The 18,016-nt window shown below is 68.2% G+C and carries 15 protein-coding genes; 6 read left to right on the forward strand and 9 right to left on the reverse strand.

The genetic code is table 11. The features are described 5' to 3' along the window. Positions 1-16: 16 nt before the first annotated feature. From N800_RS01920 to rpsB, 8 genes are all read right to left on the reverse strand, one after another. On the reverse strand, positions 17-1,213 hold the full coding sequence (locus N800_RS01920) for a 1-deoxy-D-xylulose-5-phosphate reductoisomerase (RefSeq protein ID WP_036134153.1): 1,197 nt from the start codon (positions 1,211-1,213) through the stop codon (positions 17-19). Continuing rightward, complete coding sequence (locus N800_RS01925; protein ID WP_036134155.1) at positions 1,198-2,034, reverse strand: phosphatidate cytidylyltransferase; 837 nt, start codon at positions 2,032-2,034, stop codon at positions 1,198-1,200. Before N800_RS01925 ends, N800_RS01920 begins: the two co-directional genes overlap by 16 nt. Beyond that, positions 2,034-2,804 carry a polyprenyl diphosphate synthase gene (uppS, locus tag N800_RS01930; RefSeq protein ID WP_052107808.1) on the reverse strand — a complete coding sequence of 257 codons (771 nt, stop codon included), beginning with the start codon at positions 2,802-2,804 and terminating at the stop codon, positions 2,034-2,036. The genes N800_RS01925 and uppS overlap by 1 nt, the downstream gene beginning before the upstream one ends. 19 nt (positions 2,805-2,823) lie before the next feature. Next, positions 2,824-3,381 (reverse strand): ribosome recycling factor, encoded by a 558-nt coding sequence (frr, locus tag N800_RS01935; RefSeq protein WP_036134159.1) that lies wholly within the window; start codon positions 3,379-3,381, stop codon positions 2,824-2,826. 106 nt (positions 3,382-3,487) lie between these two features. Further along, positions 3,488-4,435 (reverse strand): cation diffusion facilitator family transporter, encoded by a 948-nt coding sequence (locus N800_RS01940; protein WP_052107809.1) that lies wholly within the window; start codon positions 4,433-4,435, stop codon positions 3,488-3,490. Between the two features lie 24 nt (positions 4,436-4,459). Next, on the reverse strand, positions 4,460-5,194 hold the full coding sequence (gene pyrH / locus N800_RS01945; protein WP_036134162.1) for a UMP kinase: 735 nt from the start codon (positions 5,192-5,194) through the stop codon (positions 4,460-4,462). A gap of 120 nt (positions 5,195-5,314) precedes the next feature. Beyond that, positions 5,315-6,193 carry a translation elongation factor Ts gene (gene tsf, locus N800_RS01950; RefSeq protein WP_036134164.1) on the reverse strand — a complete coding sequence of 293 codons (879 nt, stop codon included), beginning with the start codon at positions 6,191-6,193 and terminating at the stop codon, positions 5,315-5,317. Between the two features lie 176 nt (positions 6,194-6,369). After that, positions 6,370-7,173 carry a 30S ribosomal protein S2 gene (gene rpsB, locus N800_RS01955; protein ID WP_036134166.1) on the reverse strand — a complete coding sequence of 268 codons (804 nt, stop codon included), beginning with the start codon at positions 7,171-7,173 and terminating at the stop codon, positions 6,370-6,372. Between the two features lie 494 nt (positions 7,174-7,667). Here rpsB and map point away from each other — a divergent pair, with 494 nt between their 5' ends. Genes map through dapE form a run of 5 tightly spaced genes read left to right on the forward strand, consistent with a single transcriptional unit; the run spans position 7,668 to position 13,540 of the window. Then, the gene (gene map, locus N800_RS01960) at positions 7,668-8,444 is read left to right on the forward strand and encodes a type I methionyl aminopeptidase (protein WP_036134168.1); all 777 of its coding nucleotides are present in this window, start codon (positions 7,668-7,670) and stop codon (positions 8,442-8,444) included. Beyond that, the gene (gene glnD / locus N800_RS01965) at positions 8,441-11,095 is read left to right on the forward strand and encodes a [protein-PII] uridylyltransferase (protein WP_052107810.1); all 2,655 of its coding nucleotides are present in this window, start codon (positions 8,441-8,443) and stop codon (positions 11,093-11,095) included. Before map ends, glnD begins: the two co-directional genes overlap by 4 nt. After that, positions 11,092-11,988 (forward strand): 2,3,4,5-tetrahydropyridine-2,6-dicarboxylate N-succinyltransferase, encoded by an 897-nt coding sequence (gene dapD, locus N800_RS01970; RefSeq protein ID WP_052107811.1) that lies wholly within the window; start codon positions 11,092-11,094, stop codon positions 11,986-11,988. Before glnD ends, dapD begins: the two co-directional genes overlap by 4 nt. A 5-nt stretch (positions 11,989-11,993) precedes the next feature. Next, positions 11,994-12,353 carry a Spx/MgsR family RNA polymerase-binding regulatory protein gene (locus N800_RS01975; RefSeq protein ID WP_036134171.1) on the forward strand — a complete coding sequence of 120 codons (360 nt, stop codon included), beginning with the start codon at positions 11,994-11,996 and terminating at the stop codon, positions 12,351-12,353. Between the two features lie 53 nt (positions 12,354-12,406). Further along, positions 12,407-13,540 carry a succinyl-diaminopimelate desuccinylase gene (gene dapE, locus N800_RS01980; RefSeq protein WP_036134326.1) on the forward strand — a complete coding sequence of 378 codons (1,134 nt, stop codon included), beginning with the start codon at positions 12,407-12,409 and terminating at the stop codon, positions 13,538-13,540. Positions 13,541-13,542: 2 nt separating this feature from the next. On the opposite strand, the gene N800_RS01985 is transcribed toward dapE, so the two are convergent. Next, positions 13,543-15,909: a penicillin acylase family protein gene (locus tag N800_RS01985; RefSeq protein ID WP_036134328.1), complete on the reverse strand. Its 2,367-nt coding sequence runs from the start codon at positions 15,907-15,909 to the stop codon at positions 13,543-13,545. A 319-nt stretch (positions 15,910-16,228) separates the two neighbouring features. On the opposite strand from N800_RS01985, the gene asnB reads away from it, so the two are divergent. Beyond that, positions 16,229-17,938 carry an asparagine synthase B gene (gene asnB / locus N800_RS01990; RefSeq protein ID WP_036134172.1) on the forward strand — a complete coding sequence of 570 codons (1,710 nt, stop codon included), beginning with the start codon at positions 16,229-16,231 and terminating at the stop codon, positions 17,936-17,938. Positions 17,939-18,016: the final 78 nt, after the last annotated feature.

The following is an 18,016-nucleotide window of genomic DNA, read 5'->3' on the forward strand; positions in this document are numbered from 1 at the left end:
GGGGCGCGGGTGGGCGTCATGCGAGGGCGGCCATGCGGGGAATCGACTGCTCGGCGAGGTGGCGCGCTTGCCGGTCGGCTTCGCGCAACACCTCCAGCGAGTTTGCCGGGGCGGCGGGAAGCGTGGCCAGGGTCTCTTCGACCAGCGCGGGTATGGCAAGGAAACCCATCCGTCGCTGAAGAAACGCTGAAACAGCGATTTCGTTGGCCGCGTTGAGCACCGCCGGTGCGGTGCCGCCTGTGGCCAGCGCCTCGAACGCCAGGCGCAGGCAGGGGAAGGACTCCAGGTCCGGCGCCTCGAAATCCAACCGGCCGCCTTGGGTCAGCAGGTCCAGGCCTGACACCCCCGAGCTGATCCGTTCCGGCCAGCCGAAGCCGACCGCCAGCGCGGTGCGCATGTCGGGCAGGCCGAGCTGCGCCAAGGTCGAACCGTCGACGAACTCCACCAGCGAATGCACCAGGCTCTGCGGGTGCACCCAGACCGCGATGCGGTCGCCGTCCACGCCAAACAGGTGGTGGGCCTCGATGACCTCCAGCCCCTTGTTCATCAGCGTGGCCGAGTCGACGGAGATCTTGGGCCCCATCGACCACTTCGGATGGGCCACGGCTTGCTCCGGGGTGACCGACGCGAGCTCGCCGCGCTGGCGACCGCGGAACGGTCCCCCGGACGCGGTCAGTACGATCCGGCGCAGCCCGGCGTGCGCGTGTGCATCCGGCAGGCACTGGAAGATGGCATTGTGTTCGCTGTCCACCGGCACGATGGTGGCGCCCGCGTCGTGGGCGGCCTGCATCAGCAGTTCGCCGGCCAGCACCAGTGATTCCTTGTTGGCCAGCAGGATGCGTTTGCCGGCGCGGGCGGCCGCCAGCGTGGAGGGCAGGCCCGCTGCCCCGACGATCGCGGCGACCACGGTGTCGCAGGTATCGGAGGCGGCAAGCGCATCCAGGATTTCATCACCTGCGTGGGCCTGCGTGGCCAGTCCGGCTGCGCGCAGCCCTGCCTCCAGGCCCGGGAGCCCGGCCGGATCGGCAATGACCGCGTGCAGCGGGCGGTGCGCCACGCACAGCGCCACCAGCGCCTCGACGTTGCGTCCGGCGGCAAGCACGGTCGCGCGCAGCCGGTCCGGATGCCGCGCGATCACGTCCAGCGCCGATGCGCCGATCGATCCGGTGGCCCCAAGGACGGCAACGTTGCGCATGCTCAGAAGCCCAGCAATGCCTTGCCCAGCGCGAATACCGGTAGCGCGGCGATAACGCCGTCGACGCGGTCAAGGATGCCGCCGTGGCCCGGAATCAGGTGGCTGGAATCCTTGGCGCCGACATGGCGCTTGAGCAGGCTTTCGAACAGGTCGCCGATCACGGAGAACAGCACGGCCACCACCGCCACCAGTGCGACGGCCGGCAATTGCGTGGCGCTTGCGCCGGCGAACAGGGCGAAACCGATGCCGGCCAGCAGGCCGCACACCAGGCCGCCCATCAGACCCTCGATGGTCTTGTTGGGGCTGATCCGAGGCGCCAGCTTGCGCTTGCCCAGCTTGCGGCCCGCGAAATACGCGCCCGAGTCTGCGGCCCAGACAATGGCAAGCGCCGTCAGCAGCCAGCGATGGCCGTTCGGCACGGTCGCATGGATCCACACCAGGGCGCACCACGCCGGGATCATGGCCAGGGCCGCAGCCGCCAACTTGAAGACGCGAGCGTAGGTGTCATGGTTGCTGGCGAACTCGTAGCGCCCCAGCCAGGCCAGCGCCAACAGCCACCAGATCACGCCGATCACCGAGGCCAGTTGGTACAGGGCGAGGGTGGTGCCGGCGCTGGTGCGCGACGCCCACACGATGGCCGCGATCATGGCCACGTGCACCGCCAGCAGCACCGTGCGCGCCAGCGTGTCTTCGATCTCGGCCAGGTCAAACCACTCCCACAGCCCGGCGAGGAAGATCACGGCCGACAGGGCGGCCACCCACGGCGTGGGCAGGAGCAGGATCGCGCCGATGGCCACGGGGGCCATCACAAGGGCGGCGAGCAGACGGGTTCGGGTCATCAGGAAGTCTCGTGTTGCCGCCCGGCGACCTGCGCGCCGGTCAGCCCGAATCGGCGCTCGCGGTTCGCATAGTCGTCCAGCGCCTGCTGCAGGACGGCGGCGTTCATGTCAGGCCACAGCGTATCGGTGAACCACAATTCGGTATAGGCCAGCTGCCACAGCAGGAAGTTGCTGATGCGCAGGTCGCCGCCGGTGCGGATGAACAGGTCGGGGGGCGGCAGGTCGGCCAGCGCGATGCGCGCGCCCACGGCGGCCTCGTCGATGTCCTCCGGGCGCAGCCGGCCCTCGGCCACCTCGCGCGCCAGCGAACGGGCTGCCTGGGCGATGTCCCAGCGGCCGCCATAGCTTGCGGCGATGCTCAGGTGCAAGCCGGTATTGGCCTCGGTCAGTGCTTCGGCGGCCTGCATGCGTGCCCGGATGGCGTCGTTGAAACGCTCGCGCTCGCCGATGAAGCGCACGCGCACGCCCCGACGGTGCAGTTCCTGCACCTCGCTTTCCAGGGCATTGAGGAACAGCTTCATCAGCGCGCCGACTTCATCCTCCGGCCGCCCCCAGTTCTCGCTGGAAAAAGCGAACAGGGTCAATGCCTGGACGCCGCGGTCCAGGCAGAAGTCGATGCACGCGTTGACCGCCCGCGCGCCGGCGCGGTGGCCGATCATGCGCGGGCGGCGACGGCGTTCGGCCCAGCGGCCATTGCCGTCCATGATGATGGCAAGGTGGCGCGGGACCCGGCCGGTGGACGCTGCGGGTGGTGTGGTGTCAGAGCTCATGCGAGACGGTACAGACCCGTCAGACCGCCATGAGTTCCTGTTCCTTGGCCTTGATCACTTCGTCCACGTCCTTGATCGCGCCGTCGGTGATCTTCTGGATGTCATCTTCGGCCTTGCGGACGTCGTCCTCGGTCACCAGCTTCTCCTTGAGCAGCTCCTTGACCTGGTGGTTGGCGTCGCGGCGGATGTTGCGGATGGCGACCTTGGCGTCCTCGCCGTTGGAGTGCACGACCTTGGTCAGGTCCTTGCGGCGCTCCTCGGTCAGCGGGGGCAGGTTGATGCGGATGACAGTGCCGGCCGTGGTCGGGGTCAGGCCCAGGTCGGAATTGATGATCGCCTTTTCCACGGCGGCCACCATCTGCTTCTCCCACGGGGTGATGACCAGCGAGCGGGCATCGCTGACGGCGACCGAGGCCACCTGCGTCAGCGGCATGTCCGAGCCGTAGTAGTTGACCTTCAGGTGGTCGACGATGGCGGGGGACGCACGGCCCGTGCGCAGCTTGGTCAGGTCGTGGCGGAAGGCCTCCACGCTCTTGGCCATGCGGGTCTGGGCGTCTTTCTTGATGTCGTTGATCATCGCCGGCTCCGATCCTGTAGCGGTAATCGCGGGATTATAGAGGGAGCGGGGGTGTCGCGTGTCATCACGCGGGTTTGCGGGCCTTGCATGGCGCGGGCGCGCGACCTTAGTGGTCGCGCGCATGGTGCCCGTGCCCGGCCTCGATCTGTCCGTGTGGCGCCCGCTCGTGCTGGTCGTGCTCACAGGCCCGGCCGTGCTCCACCTGCAGCGTGGGGTGGTTGATGCCGAAGCGGTCGTCGAGCGCATGGTTGAGCTCGTCGATGAAGCGGTCGTGGTGCTCGTCATAGGGACGCACCAGGTGGGCGGTCATGGCGATTTCGCCCGCGCCCAGCGACCAGATGTGCACGTGGTGCACCGCGATGACGCCCGGTTGCGATCGCAGGTACGCCGTCACCTCCTCCTGGTCGATGGCCTTGGGTACCGCGTCCATCGCCGCGCTGAAGCTCTCGCGCAGCAGGCTGGAAGCACCCATGGCAACCACGAGGGCCACGAGCAGCGCCGTGGTCGGGTCCAGCCACGCCCAGCCGAACCACCACATGCCCGCGCCGGCCAGCACGGCCGCCAGTGACACGGCGGCGTCGGCGATCAGGTGCAGGAAGGCCCCTCGGCGGTTCAGGTCGTGATCGTGCCCATCGCGCACGAACCACGCGGCGCCCAGGTTGACGGCAATGCCGATGGCGGCAACGACCATGACCGGCACGCCCGGCACTTCGGGCGGGGCCATGAAGCGGCGGATCGCCTCCCACCCCAGTGCGCCGGAAAAGGCGACCAGCAGGGTCGCATTGGCCAGCGGCGAAAGCAGGGTGGCGCGGCGCCAGCCGTAGCTGTGGCGGCCGCTGGGCGGGCGGCGGGCGATGACCGCCGCCCCCCAGGCCAGGGCCAGGCCCAGCACGTCGCCAAAGTTGTGCAGCGCGTCCGACAGCAGCGCGAGCGAATTGGTCGCGAAGCCGTAGCCGGCCTCGAGGATGGTGTACGCCAGGTTGATCAGCGTGACCGCGGCGAAAGCGCGGGTGCCGTCATGTCCGTGTGTGTGGTCGTCGTGATGAAGCGACATGGCCGGCCCTTTGGCGAGCGCGGGTCAGGCCGCCGTGCCGTTGCGGCCCTGGACCAGGGTGCCGATGGGCTCGCCGCTCAGGATCCGCAGCAAGACGCCGGGCTGGCTCATGTCGAAGATCCGGAGCGGCAGGTCGCTGTCGCGGCACAGCGCGAACGCCGCCGTGTCCATGACCTGCAGGTCGCGGGCGATCACTTCGTCGTATGACAGTTTGTCGTAGCGGACCGCATCCGAGTGCTTCTTGGGGTCCTTGTCGTACACGCCATCGACTTTGGTGGCCTTCAGCAGCAGGTCTGCGCCGATCTCGACCGCGCGCAACGCCGCGCCCGAATCGGTGGTGAAGAAGGGGGCGCCGACGCCGGCGGCGAAGATCACCAGCCGCCCCTTCTCCAGGTGGCGGATCGCGCGGCGGCGGATGTAGTCCTCGCACACGTCGTTGATCTTGATCGCGCTCATGACCCGGGCCTTGCCGCCCAGCTTCTCCAGCGCATCCTGCATGGCCAGGGCGTTGATGACCGTGGCCAGCATGCCCATCTGGTCGCCGGTCACCCGGTCCATGCCGCCGGCCGCGAGGCCCGCGCCGCGGAAGATGTTGCCGCCGCCGATCACCAGGGCGACCTCGGCCCCGGCTTCACGGGCTTCCATGACCTCCCGGGCCAGCCGGCCAATGACCTTGGGGTCGATGCCGTAGTCCTCGTCGCCCATCAGCGCCTCGCCGGAAAGTTTCAGGAGGACGCGGCGGTAGGCGAGTTGGGACATGGTGACCTCAAAGCAGGGCGGGCGAACCGTGGAATTGTAGCTGTTCTGCCCGGCTCCCAGCCACGGGCAACAAAAAAGCCGCGGTTTCCCGCGGCTTTTTCGTGTCTCGGAGACTGCAGATCAGACCTGCATCGCCTTCGCGACTTCGGCGGCGTAGTCTTCCACCACCTTCTCGATGCCTTCGCCGACCACCAGGCGCTGGAAGCCGATCACTTCGGCGCCGGCGGCCTTGACGGCCTGCTCGACGGTCTGGTCGCTGTTCAGCACGTACGGCTGGCCGTACAGGGTGACCTCGTTGACGATCTTGTTGATCTTGCCGCTGATGATCTTCTCGAGGATGTCGGCCGGCTTGGCCTTGTCCTTGTCGCTCATCTTGGCCAGCTCGATTTCCTTTTCCTTCTCGACGAAGGAGGCCGGGACGTCGGTCGCCTTGACGTACGGCGGGTTCATCGCCGCGACGTGCATCGCGATGCCACGGGCCAGATCGGCGTCGCCGCCCTTGACCTCGACCAGCACGCCGATCTTGCCGCCGTGCACATAGGCAGCGACGTTGTTGTCGGTGTTGACCACGGCCAGGCGACGGACCTGGATGTTCTCGCCGAGCTTGGAGATGGCGGCGGCGCGCGACTCCTCGACGGTCTCGCCGGAGGCGACCTTGGCGGCCTTCACGGTGTCGGCGTCGGTGGCGCCGGCGGCCAGGGCAGCCTGGGCGACAGCGTTGGTGAAGGCGATGAAATTCTCGTCCTTGGCCACGAAGTCGGTTTCGGAATTGATCTCGACCAGCACGGCCTTGCCGCCGTCCTGGGCTACCGCGATGCGGCCTTCGGCGGCCACGCGGTCAGCCTTCTTGTCGGCCTTGGCCAGGCCCGACTTGCGCAGCCACTCGGCGGCGGCGTCGATGTCGCCGTTGTTCTCGGTCAGGGCCTTCTTGCACTCCATCATGCCGGCGCCGGTGCGCTCGCGGAGTTCCTTGACCAGGGAGGCGGTGATTTCTGCCATGGGGATTTACCTCGAATGTGTGGCCGGGCCGGGCGCAGCGGGCAGGCTGCGCGATGGGTCGGATAGGGCGGGGCACAGGCTCCCCGCTGCGTCCGGACCGGCGAAAGTGGGCGGTGGCACGGGACCACCGCGGTGAACGCCGCCGACCAGTGTGGCGCGGCGGCGTTACGGCTCGCTTACTCGGCCGAGTCGGCCTTGGCCTTCTTGGCCGGAGCGCGACGGCCCTTCGGGGCCTCGGCGCCTTCTTCACCCTCGGCGGCAGCGGCGAACTCTTCCTCGCGGACGCCGGCCTGCGGAGCAGCGGCCTTGCCTTCCAGCACGGCGTCGGCAGCGGCGCGGGCGTACAGCTGCACGGCGCGGATGGCGTCGTCGTTGCCCGGGATCGCGTAATCAACCAGCTCCGGGTTGTAGTTGGTGTCGACGACGGCGATGACCGGGATGCCGAGCTTCTTGGCTTCCTTGATCGCGATGTCTTCGTGGCCGATGTCGATGACGAAGATGGCGTCCGGCAGGCGGTTCATCTCCTTGATGCCGCCCAGCGAGGCCTCCAGCTTGTCGCGCTCGCGGCGCAGGCCCAGCACTTCGTGCTTGACCAGCTTCTGGAACGTGCCGTCGGTTTCAGCGGCTTCCAGCTCCTTCAGGCGGGCAACCGACTGCTTCACGGTGCGGAAGTTGGTCAGGGTGCCGCCCAGCCAGCGCTGGTTCATGAACGGCATGCCGCAACGCTCGGCCTCTTCCTTGATGGCTTCGCGCGCCGAGCGCTTGGTGCCAAGGAACAGGATCATGCCGCGCTTCTGGGCGACGCCCGAGATGAAGTTCATCGCGTCGTTGAACAGCGGAACGGTCTTCTCGAGGTTGATGATGTGGATCTTGCCGCGGGCACCGAAGATGTACGGACCCATCTTCGGGTTCCAGTAGCGGGTCTGGTGGCCGAAGTGGACGCCGGCTTCCAGCATCTGGCGCATGGTGATCTGGGGCATTGCTTGTAACTCCAGGCAGTGGAACCCGGCCGCGGGAAAGTGGGCGGCCTGCCCGCGCTGTGTGCGGGGCGAGGGTTCCGGGGTTGGGCCTCCCTGTCGCTTCCATCTCCGAACCCATTGATCCGTAAGGACTTCAGGGCACCCCGGGACGGGCTGTGGCGGCAGGTGTGTATTCGCCTGCGAGGGGCTTGGAGCCCTTCACTGACACCCGGCGTGGGCGGCATACAACCGGCGAGGCCGGACGCATAGCCGCAGAAGCATAGCCCGGACGGAGATCCCGGGCAACTCGGGGCGGTGGGGCGGGAGAGGGGGCCGTGCCATGGGGTTGCGGAAAAGCCGGCCATGGATGGCCGGCGGCCCGACTCACGGCAGGATGCCGCGACGGAGGGCTGGAGCGACCCCATGGCACGGCTCCCTCTCACGCTCTGCCCGTCAAGGGCGCTTGCGACCGGAACCATCAGGCAACCGCAGTGCGGATCAGGGATAATGTGCGAATGGCAATCACCCTCAAGACCCCCGAAGACATCGAGAAGATGCGCGTCGCCGGCCGCCTGGCCGCCGAGGTGCTGCAGGTCGTGGCCCCGCATGTGAAGCCGGGCGTGACGACCGAGGAACTGGACCGCATCTGCCACGACCACATCGTCAAGGTGCAGCAGGCGATCCCGGCCAACGTTGGCTACAAGGGGTTCCCCAAGACCGTCTGCACGTCGGTCAACAACGTCATCTGTCACGGCATTCCCAGCCCCGGCAAGGTGCTGAAGGAAGGCGACATCGTCAACATCGATGTCACCGTGATCAAGGACGGGTGGCATGGCGACACCAGTCGCATGTATTACGTGGGCACGCCCTCGGTCATGGCCAAGCGCCTGGTCGAAGTGACGCGCGAGGCGATGTTCCGAGGCATCCGCATGGTCAAGCCGGGCGTGACGCTGGGCGACATCGGCGCGGCCATCCAGGAGTATGCGGAGTCCGAGCGCTTCAGCGTGGTCCGCGAATACTGCGGCCACGGCATTGGCAGGGTTTACCACGAGGATCCGCAGGTGCTGCATTACGGCCGCGCCGGTGAGGGCGTGGTGCTGAAGCCGGGCATGACCTTCACCATCGAGCCGATGATCAACGAGGGCACGCGCCATACGCGCCTGCTGCCCGATGGTTGGACCGTGGTCACCAAGGACCGCAAGCTCTCGGCGCAGTGGGAACACACCGTGGTGGTGACCGAGGACGGCGTGGAGATCCTGACCCGCCTGCCGGGCGACGACAACGACCTATGAGTGGCGCGGACGTCGGCGAGGCCCCTGCACCGGAGCCGACAGCCGGCCTCGCGGACCCGGTCGCACAGCCTGTGGACGATGCTGTCTGGGCGGCGGCGACGCGTGGTGCCCTGGCACAACTGGATGCCACGTTGGCGGCATCGTTCAAGGCCGATTGCGACATCGACCGCCTGTTGAAGGCGCGCACCGCGGGCGTGGATGCGCACGTGGCGGCCGCGTGGCAACGCTGCGTCGCGGGCGCGGAAGGCCTGGCACTTTTCGCTGTGGGCGGTTATGGGCGCGGCGAACTGTTCCCGCAATCGGACATCGACCTGTTGGTGCTGGCCGAACCGCAGTCGCAGGCGACGCACGCCGATGCGCTAGCGCGCTTCATTGCGCTGCTGTGGGACGCGGGATTGCACGCAGGACACGCGGTGCGTTCGGCGGGGCAGTGCACCGAGGCCGCCGCGGACCTGACGGTCATGACGGCATTGCTCGAATCGCGGCCCCTGGTGTCCGACGATGCGGCCATCGCGGCCCTGGTGGACGCGATCAGCCCCTCGCTGGTGTGGCCGGCGCGGGAATTCTTCAGCGCAAAACGCGAGGAGCTGCGGCTGCGCCACGCCCGCCACGGCGATACCGCTGACAACCTCGAGCCCAACCTGAAGGAAGGGCCTGGCGGCTTGCGGGACGTGCAGACCCTGCGCTGGATGGCATTGCGCATCCTGGGCACGGGCGACATGGAATCGTTGGTCGCGATCGGGCTCATGGGCGCCGACGAAGTTGCGACCGTTCGCCGCGAGCGCCAGGCCCTTTCACGACTGCGCTGGGGCTTGCACCTGGTGGCAGGCAAGCGCGAAGAGCGCCTGCGTTTCGATTACCAGAAGCTGCTGGCGGCACGCCTCGGGCACGAGGACAGCGCCGGCAACCTCGGTGTCGAGCAGATGATGCAGGGGTTCTACCGCAGCGCCGCGCTGGTGTTGCGCATTGGCGACCGCCTGCTGCAGCGCTTCGAGGAACAACTGGAAGGCGAGGCGGCGCCCGAGCCCATCGACGACCTGTTCGAACTGCGTCGCGGCTACCTGACGGCGCGCGATCCGGTCTGGCCGCGCACGCCCGATGCGATGTTCGCGCTGTTCGCGGTGTGGGCCCAGCGTACCGACGTGCGCGGCTTGCACTCGCGTACGGCCCGCGCGCTGGCAGAGACGCTGCCGATGATTCCCTCCTACGAGGACGCGTCGCCTGCGCTGCGCAACCGCTTCATGCAGCTGTTGCGTGGGCCGCAGCCGGTCAGTTGCCTGTCGCGCATGGCCCGGTTGGGCGTGCTTGGGCGCTGGATCCCGGCGTTCTCCAACGTGTCGGGCCGCATGCAGTTCGACCTGTTCCATGTCTATACCGTGGACCAGCACACGTTGGCGGTGTTGAAGAACCTGGCGTCGTTTGCGTCGGGTCAGCCGGACGAGCGCTTCGTGCTGGCGCACGAAGTCTGGCCGCGACTGCACAAGCCGGAGTTGCTGCTCCTGGCGGGGCTGTTCCACGACATCGCCAAGGGGCGGGGCGGCGACCATTCCGAGTTGGGCGCCGTGGATGCACGGGTGTTCTGCGAGGCCATGGGGTTGTCCGAGGGCGCCACCGCGCTGGTCGAGTGGCTGGTGCGCCAACATCTGCTGATGTCGGTGACGGCGCAGAAGCAGGATATCGCCGACCCCGACGTGATCCACCGCTTTGCCACGCTCGTGGCAGATCGCGAGCGCCTGGACCACCTGTACCTGTTGACCTGTGCCGACATCGCGGGCACGTCGCCAAAGCTGTGGAATGCGTGGAAGGACCGGTTGCTCGCCGACCTGTACACCACCACCCGCCTGGCACTGCGTCGCGGCTTGGAGAACCCCGTTGCCGCCGCCGAGCGCAGCGCCGAAACGCGCTCGGGTGCGAGGGCGATGCTGGAGGCATTTGGCGTCAGCAACGCCGAAGTGGATGCGCTGTTCGCGCGCATGCCCGATGTGGGATTCCAGCGCGGACGGTCCGACCAGCTGGCTTGGCAGGCGGCCTCATTGCGTGGCGTGGCCCTTGGCGAGACCCGCGTGCGTGCGCGCCCCGTGTCCGCACACGCGGGCGCACTCGAGGTGTTCGTGCATTCCCCTAATCGCGACGGGCTGTTCGCGGCCATCGTCGCGACCCTCGATCGCTGCGGCCTGGCCATCCAGCAGGCCCGCGTGCTGGACGGCCCGCAGGACACCATCTTCGACACTTTTGAAGTGGTGTCGACCGACCCGCGCAGCACTCCTTCGGCCGAAGAGATCGAGCGTCGGCTCGCTGCCGCACTGGCGGGCCCGCTGGAGGCCATCCGCCCGGCGCGTCGCGCGCAGCCCCGGCACCTGCGCCACTTCCGCATCGTGCCGCAGGTGGCCTTCAACACCCTGGATGCCGGCGGTAAGCCGCGCACCATGCTGAGCCTGGTATGCAACGACCGCCCCGGCCTGCTGGCCGACGTGGCGTGCGCGCTGCGCGACCAGGGCCTGCGCGTGCACGATGCGCGCATCGCCACCTTTGGCGAGCGCGCCGAGGACGTGTTCCAGATCACCGACGGGCGCGACCTGCCGCTCGACGAACCCCAGCAGCTGGCGCTTCGCGAAGCGCTGCTGGCCTGCCTAGATGGAGAAAGCCGATGAGCCCCGCCAAGAAGACCGCCCGCAAGACCGTTCGCAAGAAGGCCGCACCCAAGGGGCCGGGCGTGGATGAGCTGAAGTTCATGATCGAAAGCGCCTGGGAGCGGCGCACCATGCTCACCCTCGACGAGATCGATGGTTCGCTGCGCGAGTCCGTGGAGACCGTGATTTCCGGCCTGGAGGACGGCCAGTTCCGAGTGGCCGAGCCTGACGGCGAAGGTGGCTGGAAGGTCAACGAGTGGCTCAAGAAGGCGGTGCTGCTGTATTTCCGGGTCAACGAGATGCAGGTGGTCGACGCCCAGCCCGCGCCGTTCTGGGACAAGGTGCCGGCGCGCTTTGAAGGCTACGGCGAGAACGACTTCCGCAAGCTGGGCGCGCGCGTGGTCCCTGGTGCGATTGCCCGTCGCGGCGCGCACATCGGCAAGGACGTGGTGCTGATGCCGAGCTTCGTCAACATCGGCGCGCACGTGGGCGAGGGCACGATGGTCGATACCTGGGCCACCGTCGGCTCCTGTGCGCAGGTGGGCAAGCACTGCCATCTGTCGGGCGGTGCGGGCATCGGTGGCGTGCTGGAGCCGCTGCAGGCCACCCCGACCATCATCGAGGACCATTGCTTCATCGGTGCGCGTTCGGAGGTCGTGGAGGGCGTGGTCGTCGGCCACCACAGCGTGATCGGCATGGGCGTTTTCCTCGGCCAGAGCACCCGCATCTACAACCGCATGACGGGCGAGGTCAGCTACGGCTACGTGCCGCCCTACAGCGTGGTGGTGTCGGGACAGCTGCCGGCCAAGGACGGTTCGCACTCGCTGTACTGCGCCGTGATCGTCAAGCAGGTGGATGCCAGGACCATCGGCAAGACCAGCATCAACGACCTGTTGCGCGGTCTCGCGGATTGAGCGGCATGACCACCCTGTACGGACTGAAGAACTGCGATACCTGCCGGAAGGCGATGAAGTGGCTGGACCGGTTTGGCGTGGCGCACGCATTCGTCGATTACCGTGAGGCGCGGCAGGCACCCGAGACGCTGCTGGCATGGCGGGATCAGCTCGGCGGTTGGGAGGCGATGGTCAACAAGTCGTCCACCACCTGGCGAACGTTGCCGGACGCGCGCAAGTCGCCGGGGTCCGATGCCGAGTGGAAGCTGTTGCTGAAGGAGTATCCGCAGTTGATCCGACGTCCGGTGGTGGTGACCGACGACGGCGTGGTCACGCAGGGCTTCAGTGACAATGGCTTCAAGAAGCGTTTTGGCGTTGGCGCGTGAATAGCGCCGTGGGCGGGGGGAGTGCGATGCAGGTGGACGCGCGGGCCAACGCAATGGGGGTGCAGACGCTGGCGCTGACGCGCGAGCTGATCGCGCGCCCTTCGGTGACGCCTGACGATGCGGGCTGCCAGGCTTTACTGGCGCAGCGGCTGGAGCAGGCGGGGTTCCAATGCGAACACCTGCGCTTTGGCGAGGTCGACAACCTCTGGGCCGTACATGGCCGGGAGGGGCCGACGCTTGTGCTGCTCGGCCATACCGACGTGGTGCCACCCGGCCCGCGCGAGGCCTGGACCAGTGATCCGTTCGTCGCCGAGGTGCGCGACGGCGTGCTGTACGGCCGTGGTGCCGCTGACATGAAGGGCAGCGTCGCCGCGTTCGCGGTGGCCGCCGAGGAATTCGCACGCGAGTATCCGGATCATCCGGGACGCATCGCGATCCTGCTGACCTCCGACGAGGAAGGCGACGCCATCGACGGCGTGCGCAAGGTCGCCGACGCGTTCCGCGCGCGCGGCGAACGCATGGACTGGTGCGTGACCGGTGAGCCTTCGTCGAAGTCGGTGTTGGGTGACCTGTTGCGCGTCGGACGGCGTGGCAGCCTGTCAGCGACGCTGACGGTGCGCGGCATCCAGGGGCACGTGGCGTACCCGGAAAAGGCGCGCAACCCCATACACCTTGCACTGCCTGCACTGGCGGCGTTGACCGCGCGGTGTTGGGACGACGGCTACGAAACCTTCCCGCCGACCAGCCTGCAGGTCAGCAACATCCATGCGGGGACGGGTGCGAACAACGTGATTCCCGGTGAACTGCAGGTGTTGTTCAACCTGCGCTACAACCCGAGTTGGACCGCCGAGAAACTGGAGCGCGAATGCGAGGCCGTGCTGGTATCGCATGCGCTGGACTATTCGGTGCACTGGCATCGCAGTGGCGAGCCGTTCTATACGCCCGAAGGGGCGCTCCGCGCGGCCGCGCGCGAGGTGCTGGGCGCGTTCTCCGGTGCCGCACCGGAGGAAAGTACCGGTGGCGGCACGTCGGACGCACGCTTCATCGCGCCGCTGGGCACGCAGTGCATCGAGATCGGGCCGGTCAACGCCAGCATCCATAAAGTGGATGAACACGTGCGGGTGGCCGACCTGGAAGCCCTGCCGTCGCTGTACCACGCGCTGATCAAGCGGCTGTTGCTGGGCTGAACTCAGTCGTTCGCGTTCGTCGACGTAATTCGCAAGGTGTGCTTCGTCGTCCCGGGCAGGAACGGCGTCGGCCGACCGTGCACCCAGTCGTCGTGACCCGCACCCCAGAACGGTGACAGCGGATGGCCGCTTTGCCCGCCCGGCATGTGCGCGATGCCTTCCACCTCATGTCCCGGCGCCACGACCATGCGTTGTGACGCGCCCTTGTCGGGCGTCTGCACGCGCGGCACCGCCGTGTCGCCGGGTAACGGCTCGAACGGCATGCACAACCACGGCTTGGCGAAGGCGGGCAGCGCCCCTGCCAGCGGGTGGCAGATGTTGGCGGTGTTGTGCTCACCCCAGGTGCGTTGCTGAAGTGGACCATTGCGCGTGAGCGTGTCGCGCGTTTCCACAGCGGCATCTTCCAGCAGCGCATCCCACGAGGCGTAGCCGGCCGGGAGCAGGTGCGGTGGCCGCTCGGTGACCATGGGCCAAGCCACGCCCTCCAGTTGGGGCAGCGCGGGCAGTGGCTCGCCATCGCGCAGCACTGCGCGGGCCGGTGCCAGCAACCCGTCCTCGATGCGACGATTCACGGCGAGGCGCCACGTCCGCACCAGCCGGTAGCTGACCGCCTCCGGCGCCGCGCGCCCTTCCCAGTGCGATGCCACATCGGCGAGTGCGTTCAGGGCCGGCAGGCGGGTGCGCGCGGCACTGTCGCGCAACAGGTGCCACCATGGGGTCAACAGCCCCGCGCGATCGTCGAGCTGGATGGCCAGGAGGTCACGCTCCTCGAAGCGTTCCTGCGCGAAGAGCGCATCGCGGATCTGGCGGGCGCGGGTGCCGAGCACATAGCCGCCGTCGCCAATGCGGTCGAGGGCGTTGCCGTCGACGACGCGACTGTTGGCGGTCCACAACCGGCCGGCCGCAGGATCGACCACGGCCGGGGCATGGGCTGTCGAGACTGGCCAGGGGCGGCACGCGTTCCCTGCCTCGACCAGGTGGTGCGTCGAGCAGCCTTCACCGCGCATGGGCATCGGGCCCAGCATGCGCCACGTGATGCGGCCGCTCCGGTCGCCGATCACCAGGTTCTGGCCCGGTACGGCGGCGGTATCGGCATACGCGAGTGCCTCATCCAGCGACCCGGCCCGCGCGAAGTGGCTCAGGCCGAAGTTGATTGCGCCGGGCTGATGCGCGGTCCAGCGCAGGGCCAGGGCCGTTCCGTCCGGCTCGTGGTGCAGGATCGGCCCCCACGCGGACTCCTCCACGGTGAAGGGCACCGGCTGGCTGCCGGCAACGGCGATGGGTTCCGGGTATCGGACGATCGGCTCGCAACGCCCGGGTGCTTCCTGCTGCTGGCAAGGGCGCTCGCGACGCCAGTCGAGCCAGTCGCCATAGCCGTTGGTGAAGCCCCACGCGACGTGCCCGTTGCTGCCCACCACAACGGTGGGCAAGCCCGGCAGGGTGAAACCGCTGACATCCACCCGACCGCCGGCCGCCTTCGCATCGGCATAGCGCAGGCGTGCGCGGAACCAGATGTTGGGTGTGCGCAACCCCAGGTGCATGTCATCGGCGACGATGGCGCGTCCGTCGCGTGTCAGTGCGCCCGCCACCGCGAAGTTGTTGCTGCCGGTGGCGGCGACATCGTCAAGCCGTTCCACGTGGGCCGAGCCCGTGGCCGGTAGCGTACGCAGGTCCAGGTCGCTGGCCGCGGGCAGCGCCGCGTCGCCGCGCGATCGACCCGCGATAGGGGCGTCCCATCGGCTGCCGTCATGGGCCAGCAGGTTGAACAGAGGCGCTGGCAGGCGCGGTTGCAACCGCCAAAGGGCCAGCTCGCGTGCGTTCGCGGAGTCGTGCAGGTCAAAGTACATCGCATAGCCGGTGAGTGCGCTGTCTTCCCCGCGCCAAGGCGCCGGTTGGGTACGCAGCAGCAGGTAGGGCCAAGGGCGGGTGCGCAGGTCCGCCAGTCCTGCGTTCACGCCTTCGACGTAGGCGTCGATCACGCCGCGCTTGTCGCCCGCGATGAGTGCCTGGTCGCGAACGGCGCGGGCGCGCATGCGGTGGATTCGGCGTGACTTGTCCAGTTCCACCGCGCGCGGGCCAAACAGCGCCGCCAGTTCGCCGGCGGCCGTACGGCGCATCAGGTCCATCTCGAAGTAGCGCTCCTGCGCGTGCACGTAGCCGAGCGCGCGCATGGCATCGGCTTCGTTGTCCGCGTCGATCGTGACCGTGCCGAGTGCATCGCGTTGCACGGTCACCGGTGCGGAGAGCCCGGCAAGCGCGAGCTCGCCATCAAGGCGGGGCAGGCTGCCGCGCAGCAGGGCCCACGCCAGCAGCGCCAGCAGGGCGGCCATGCCGGCAACGAGCAGAAAACCGCGCAGCATCCATTTCATGATCGTTTCCTCCACGCCCAGCTTATCGAATCAACGCGGGCGTGGCGGCGCGCAGTCTTTCGTTTCAGGTGAAAGCGTCGCTTGCGCACCTTCTGGCGATGTAGCAGGATCGGTCCATGACCTCCGTTGCCACCCCTGCCAGCGCCAGCACCACCCCGATGGGGTCCGGTTGCGCGTCGGTGCGCGGCAACAACCTGAATAACAACGCCAGCCTCCCGCAGGCCGGCGACTAGCACGCGTAACCGCTAACTCGCTCTCTCCAAGGCCTGCACTGCGAAGTGCGGGCCTTTTTGTTTTCACCTTTCCCAGGAACTCAATCATGTGCTCGATCCTCGGTGTGTTCGACCTCCGCCCCGGCGTGGACCTCTCGCCGCTTCGCCCGCTGGCCCTGTCGCTGTCCGCGCGGCAGCGCCACCGCGGTCCCGACTGGAGCGGCGTCCACGTTGACGCCTCCGCCATCCTCGTGCACGAGCGCCTCGCCATCGTGGACCCGGCCGGTGGCGCCCAACCCATCCGCTCGGCCGGCGGCGAGCTGGTGCTGGCAGTCAACGGCGAGATCTACAACCACCGCGATCTGGAACGCCGCCTCGCACGACCGTATGCCTTCCAGACCGGCTCGGACTGCGAAGTGGTCAACGCGCTGTACCGCGATGGCAGCGACATCGGCGCCTGGTTGGCGCAGCTCAATGGCATCTTCGCTTTCACCCTGTGGGACCGGGCCCAACGCCGCGTGGTGATCGCCCGCGACCACATGGGCATCTGCCCGCTGTACTGGGGGCATGATGCCGACGGCCGGCTGTGGGTGGCGTCGGAGATGAAGGCGCTGGTGCGCGTGTGCGACGACGTGGCGCCGTTTCCGCCGGGCCATTATTACGACAGTGCCGATTCGCGGTGTGCCAGCGGCGCGCCAATCCGCTACTACGAACGCGCATGGCGTGATTACGCCGCCGTGGCCGGCGTGGCCGCGGACAAGACTGAGTTGCGCGAAGCCTTCGAGCGCGCCGTGCACCGCCAGCTGATGAGCGACGTGCCCTACGGCGTGCTGCTGTCGGGTGGTTTGGACTCGTCGCTGGTGGCTGCCTGCGCCGCGCGTTTCGCCCGTCGACGCGTGGAGGAGGACGACCAGTCGGAGGCGTGGTGGCCACGATTGCATTCCTTCGCCATCGGGCTGGAGGGATCACCTGACCTGAAAGCGGCGCAGGTGGCCGCCGACGCCCTGGGCACCGTGCACCATGGCTTCACCTACACCTTCGAAGAGGGGCTGGACGCGCTGCCCGAGGTGATCCGCCACATCGAGACCTACGACGTGACCACCATTCGCGCCTCCACGCCCATGTACCTGCTGGCGCGCCGGATCAAGGCGATGGGAGTGAAGATGGTGTTGTCGGGCGAGGGCAGCGACGAGATCTTTGGCGGTTACCTGTACTTCCACAAGGCGCCCAACGCGGTCGAATTCCACGAAGAGCTGGTGCGCAAGCTCGACGCCCTGCACAGCTATGACTGCCTGCGCGCGAACAAGTCGATGATGGCGTGGGGCGTCGAGCCGCGGGTGCCGTTCCTGGACGTGGAGTTCCTGGACGTGGCGATGCGCATGGACGCCGCGCACAAGATGGCCGGCGCCCGCCCCGATGGCAGCGTGCGCATCGAAAAGGCGGTCCTGCGCGAAGCCTTCGAGGGCTACCTGCCGCCGGAAATCCTGTGGCGGCAGAAGGAGCAGTTCAGTGACGGCGTCGGCTATGGCTGGATCGACGGGCTCAAGGCGCACGCCGAGGGCCAAGTCAGCGATGCGGACTTCGCGGCGGTCGAGCAGCGCTTCCCCATCAACCCGCCGCAGACAAAGGAGGCGTACTTCTACCGCCGCCTGTTCGAACAGGTGTTTCCGGGTGACGCGTGCGCGCGCACCGTCCCCGGCGGCAAGTCGATTGCCTGCTCCACGCCGGCCGCCATCGCCTGGGATGCCGCCTTCGAAACGATGGCCGACCCCTCTGGGCGGGCGGTCGCGGGGGTGCACGCGGCGACGGCGGGCTGAATCCGGCGTGGGGGGGCAAAGGTTGGCGCCTGAGGGCCCCAAGGTGCCTCGGGAGTTGCCGGCGGCCGCTTCCCGCAC

This window comes from Lysobacter daejeonensis GH1-9, from assembly GCF_000768355.1.
Classification (GTDB): Bacteria; Pseudomonadota; Gammaproteobacteria; order Xanthomonadales; family Xanthomonadaceae; genus Aerolutibacter; species Aerolutibacter daejeonensis.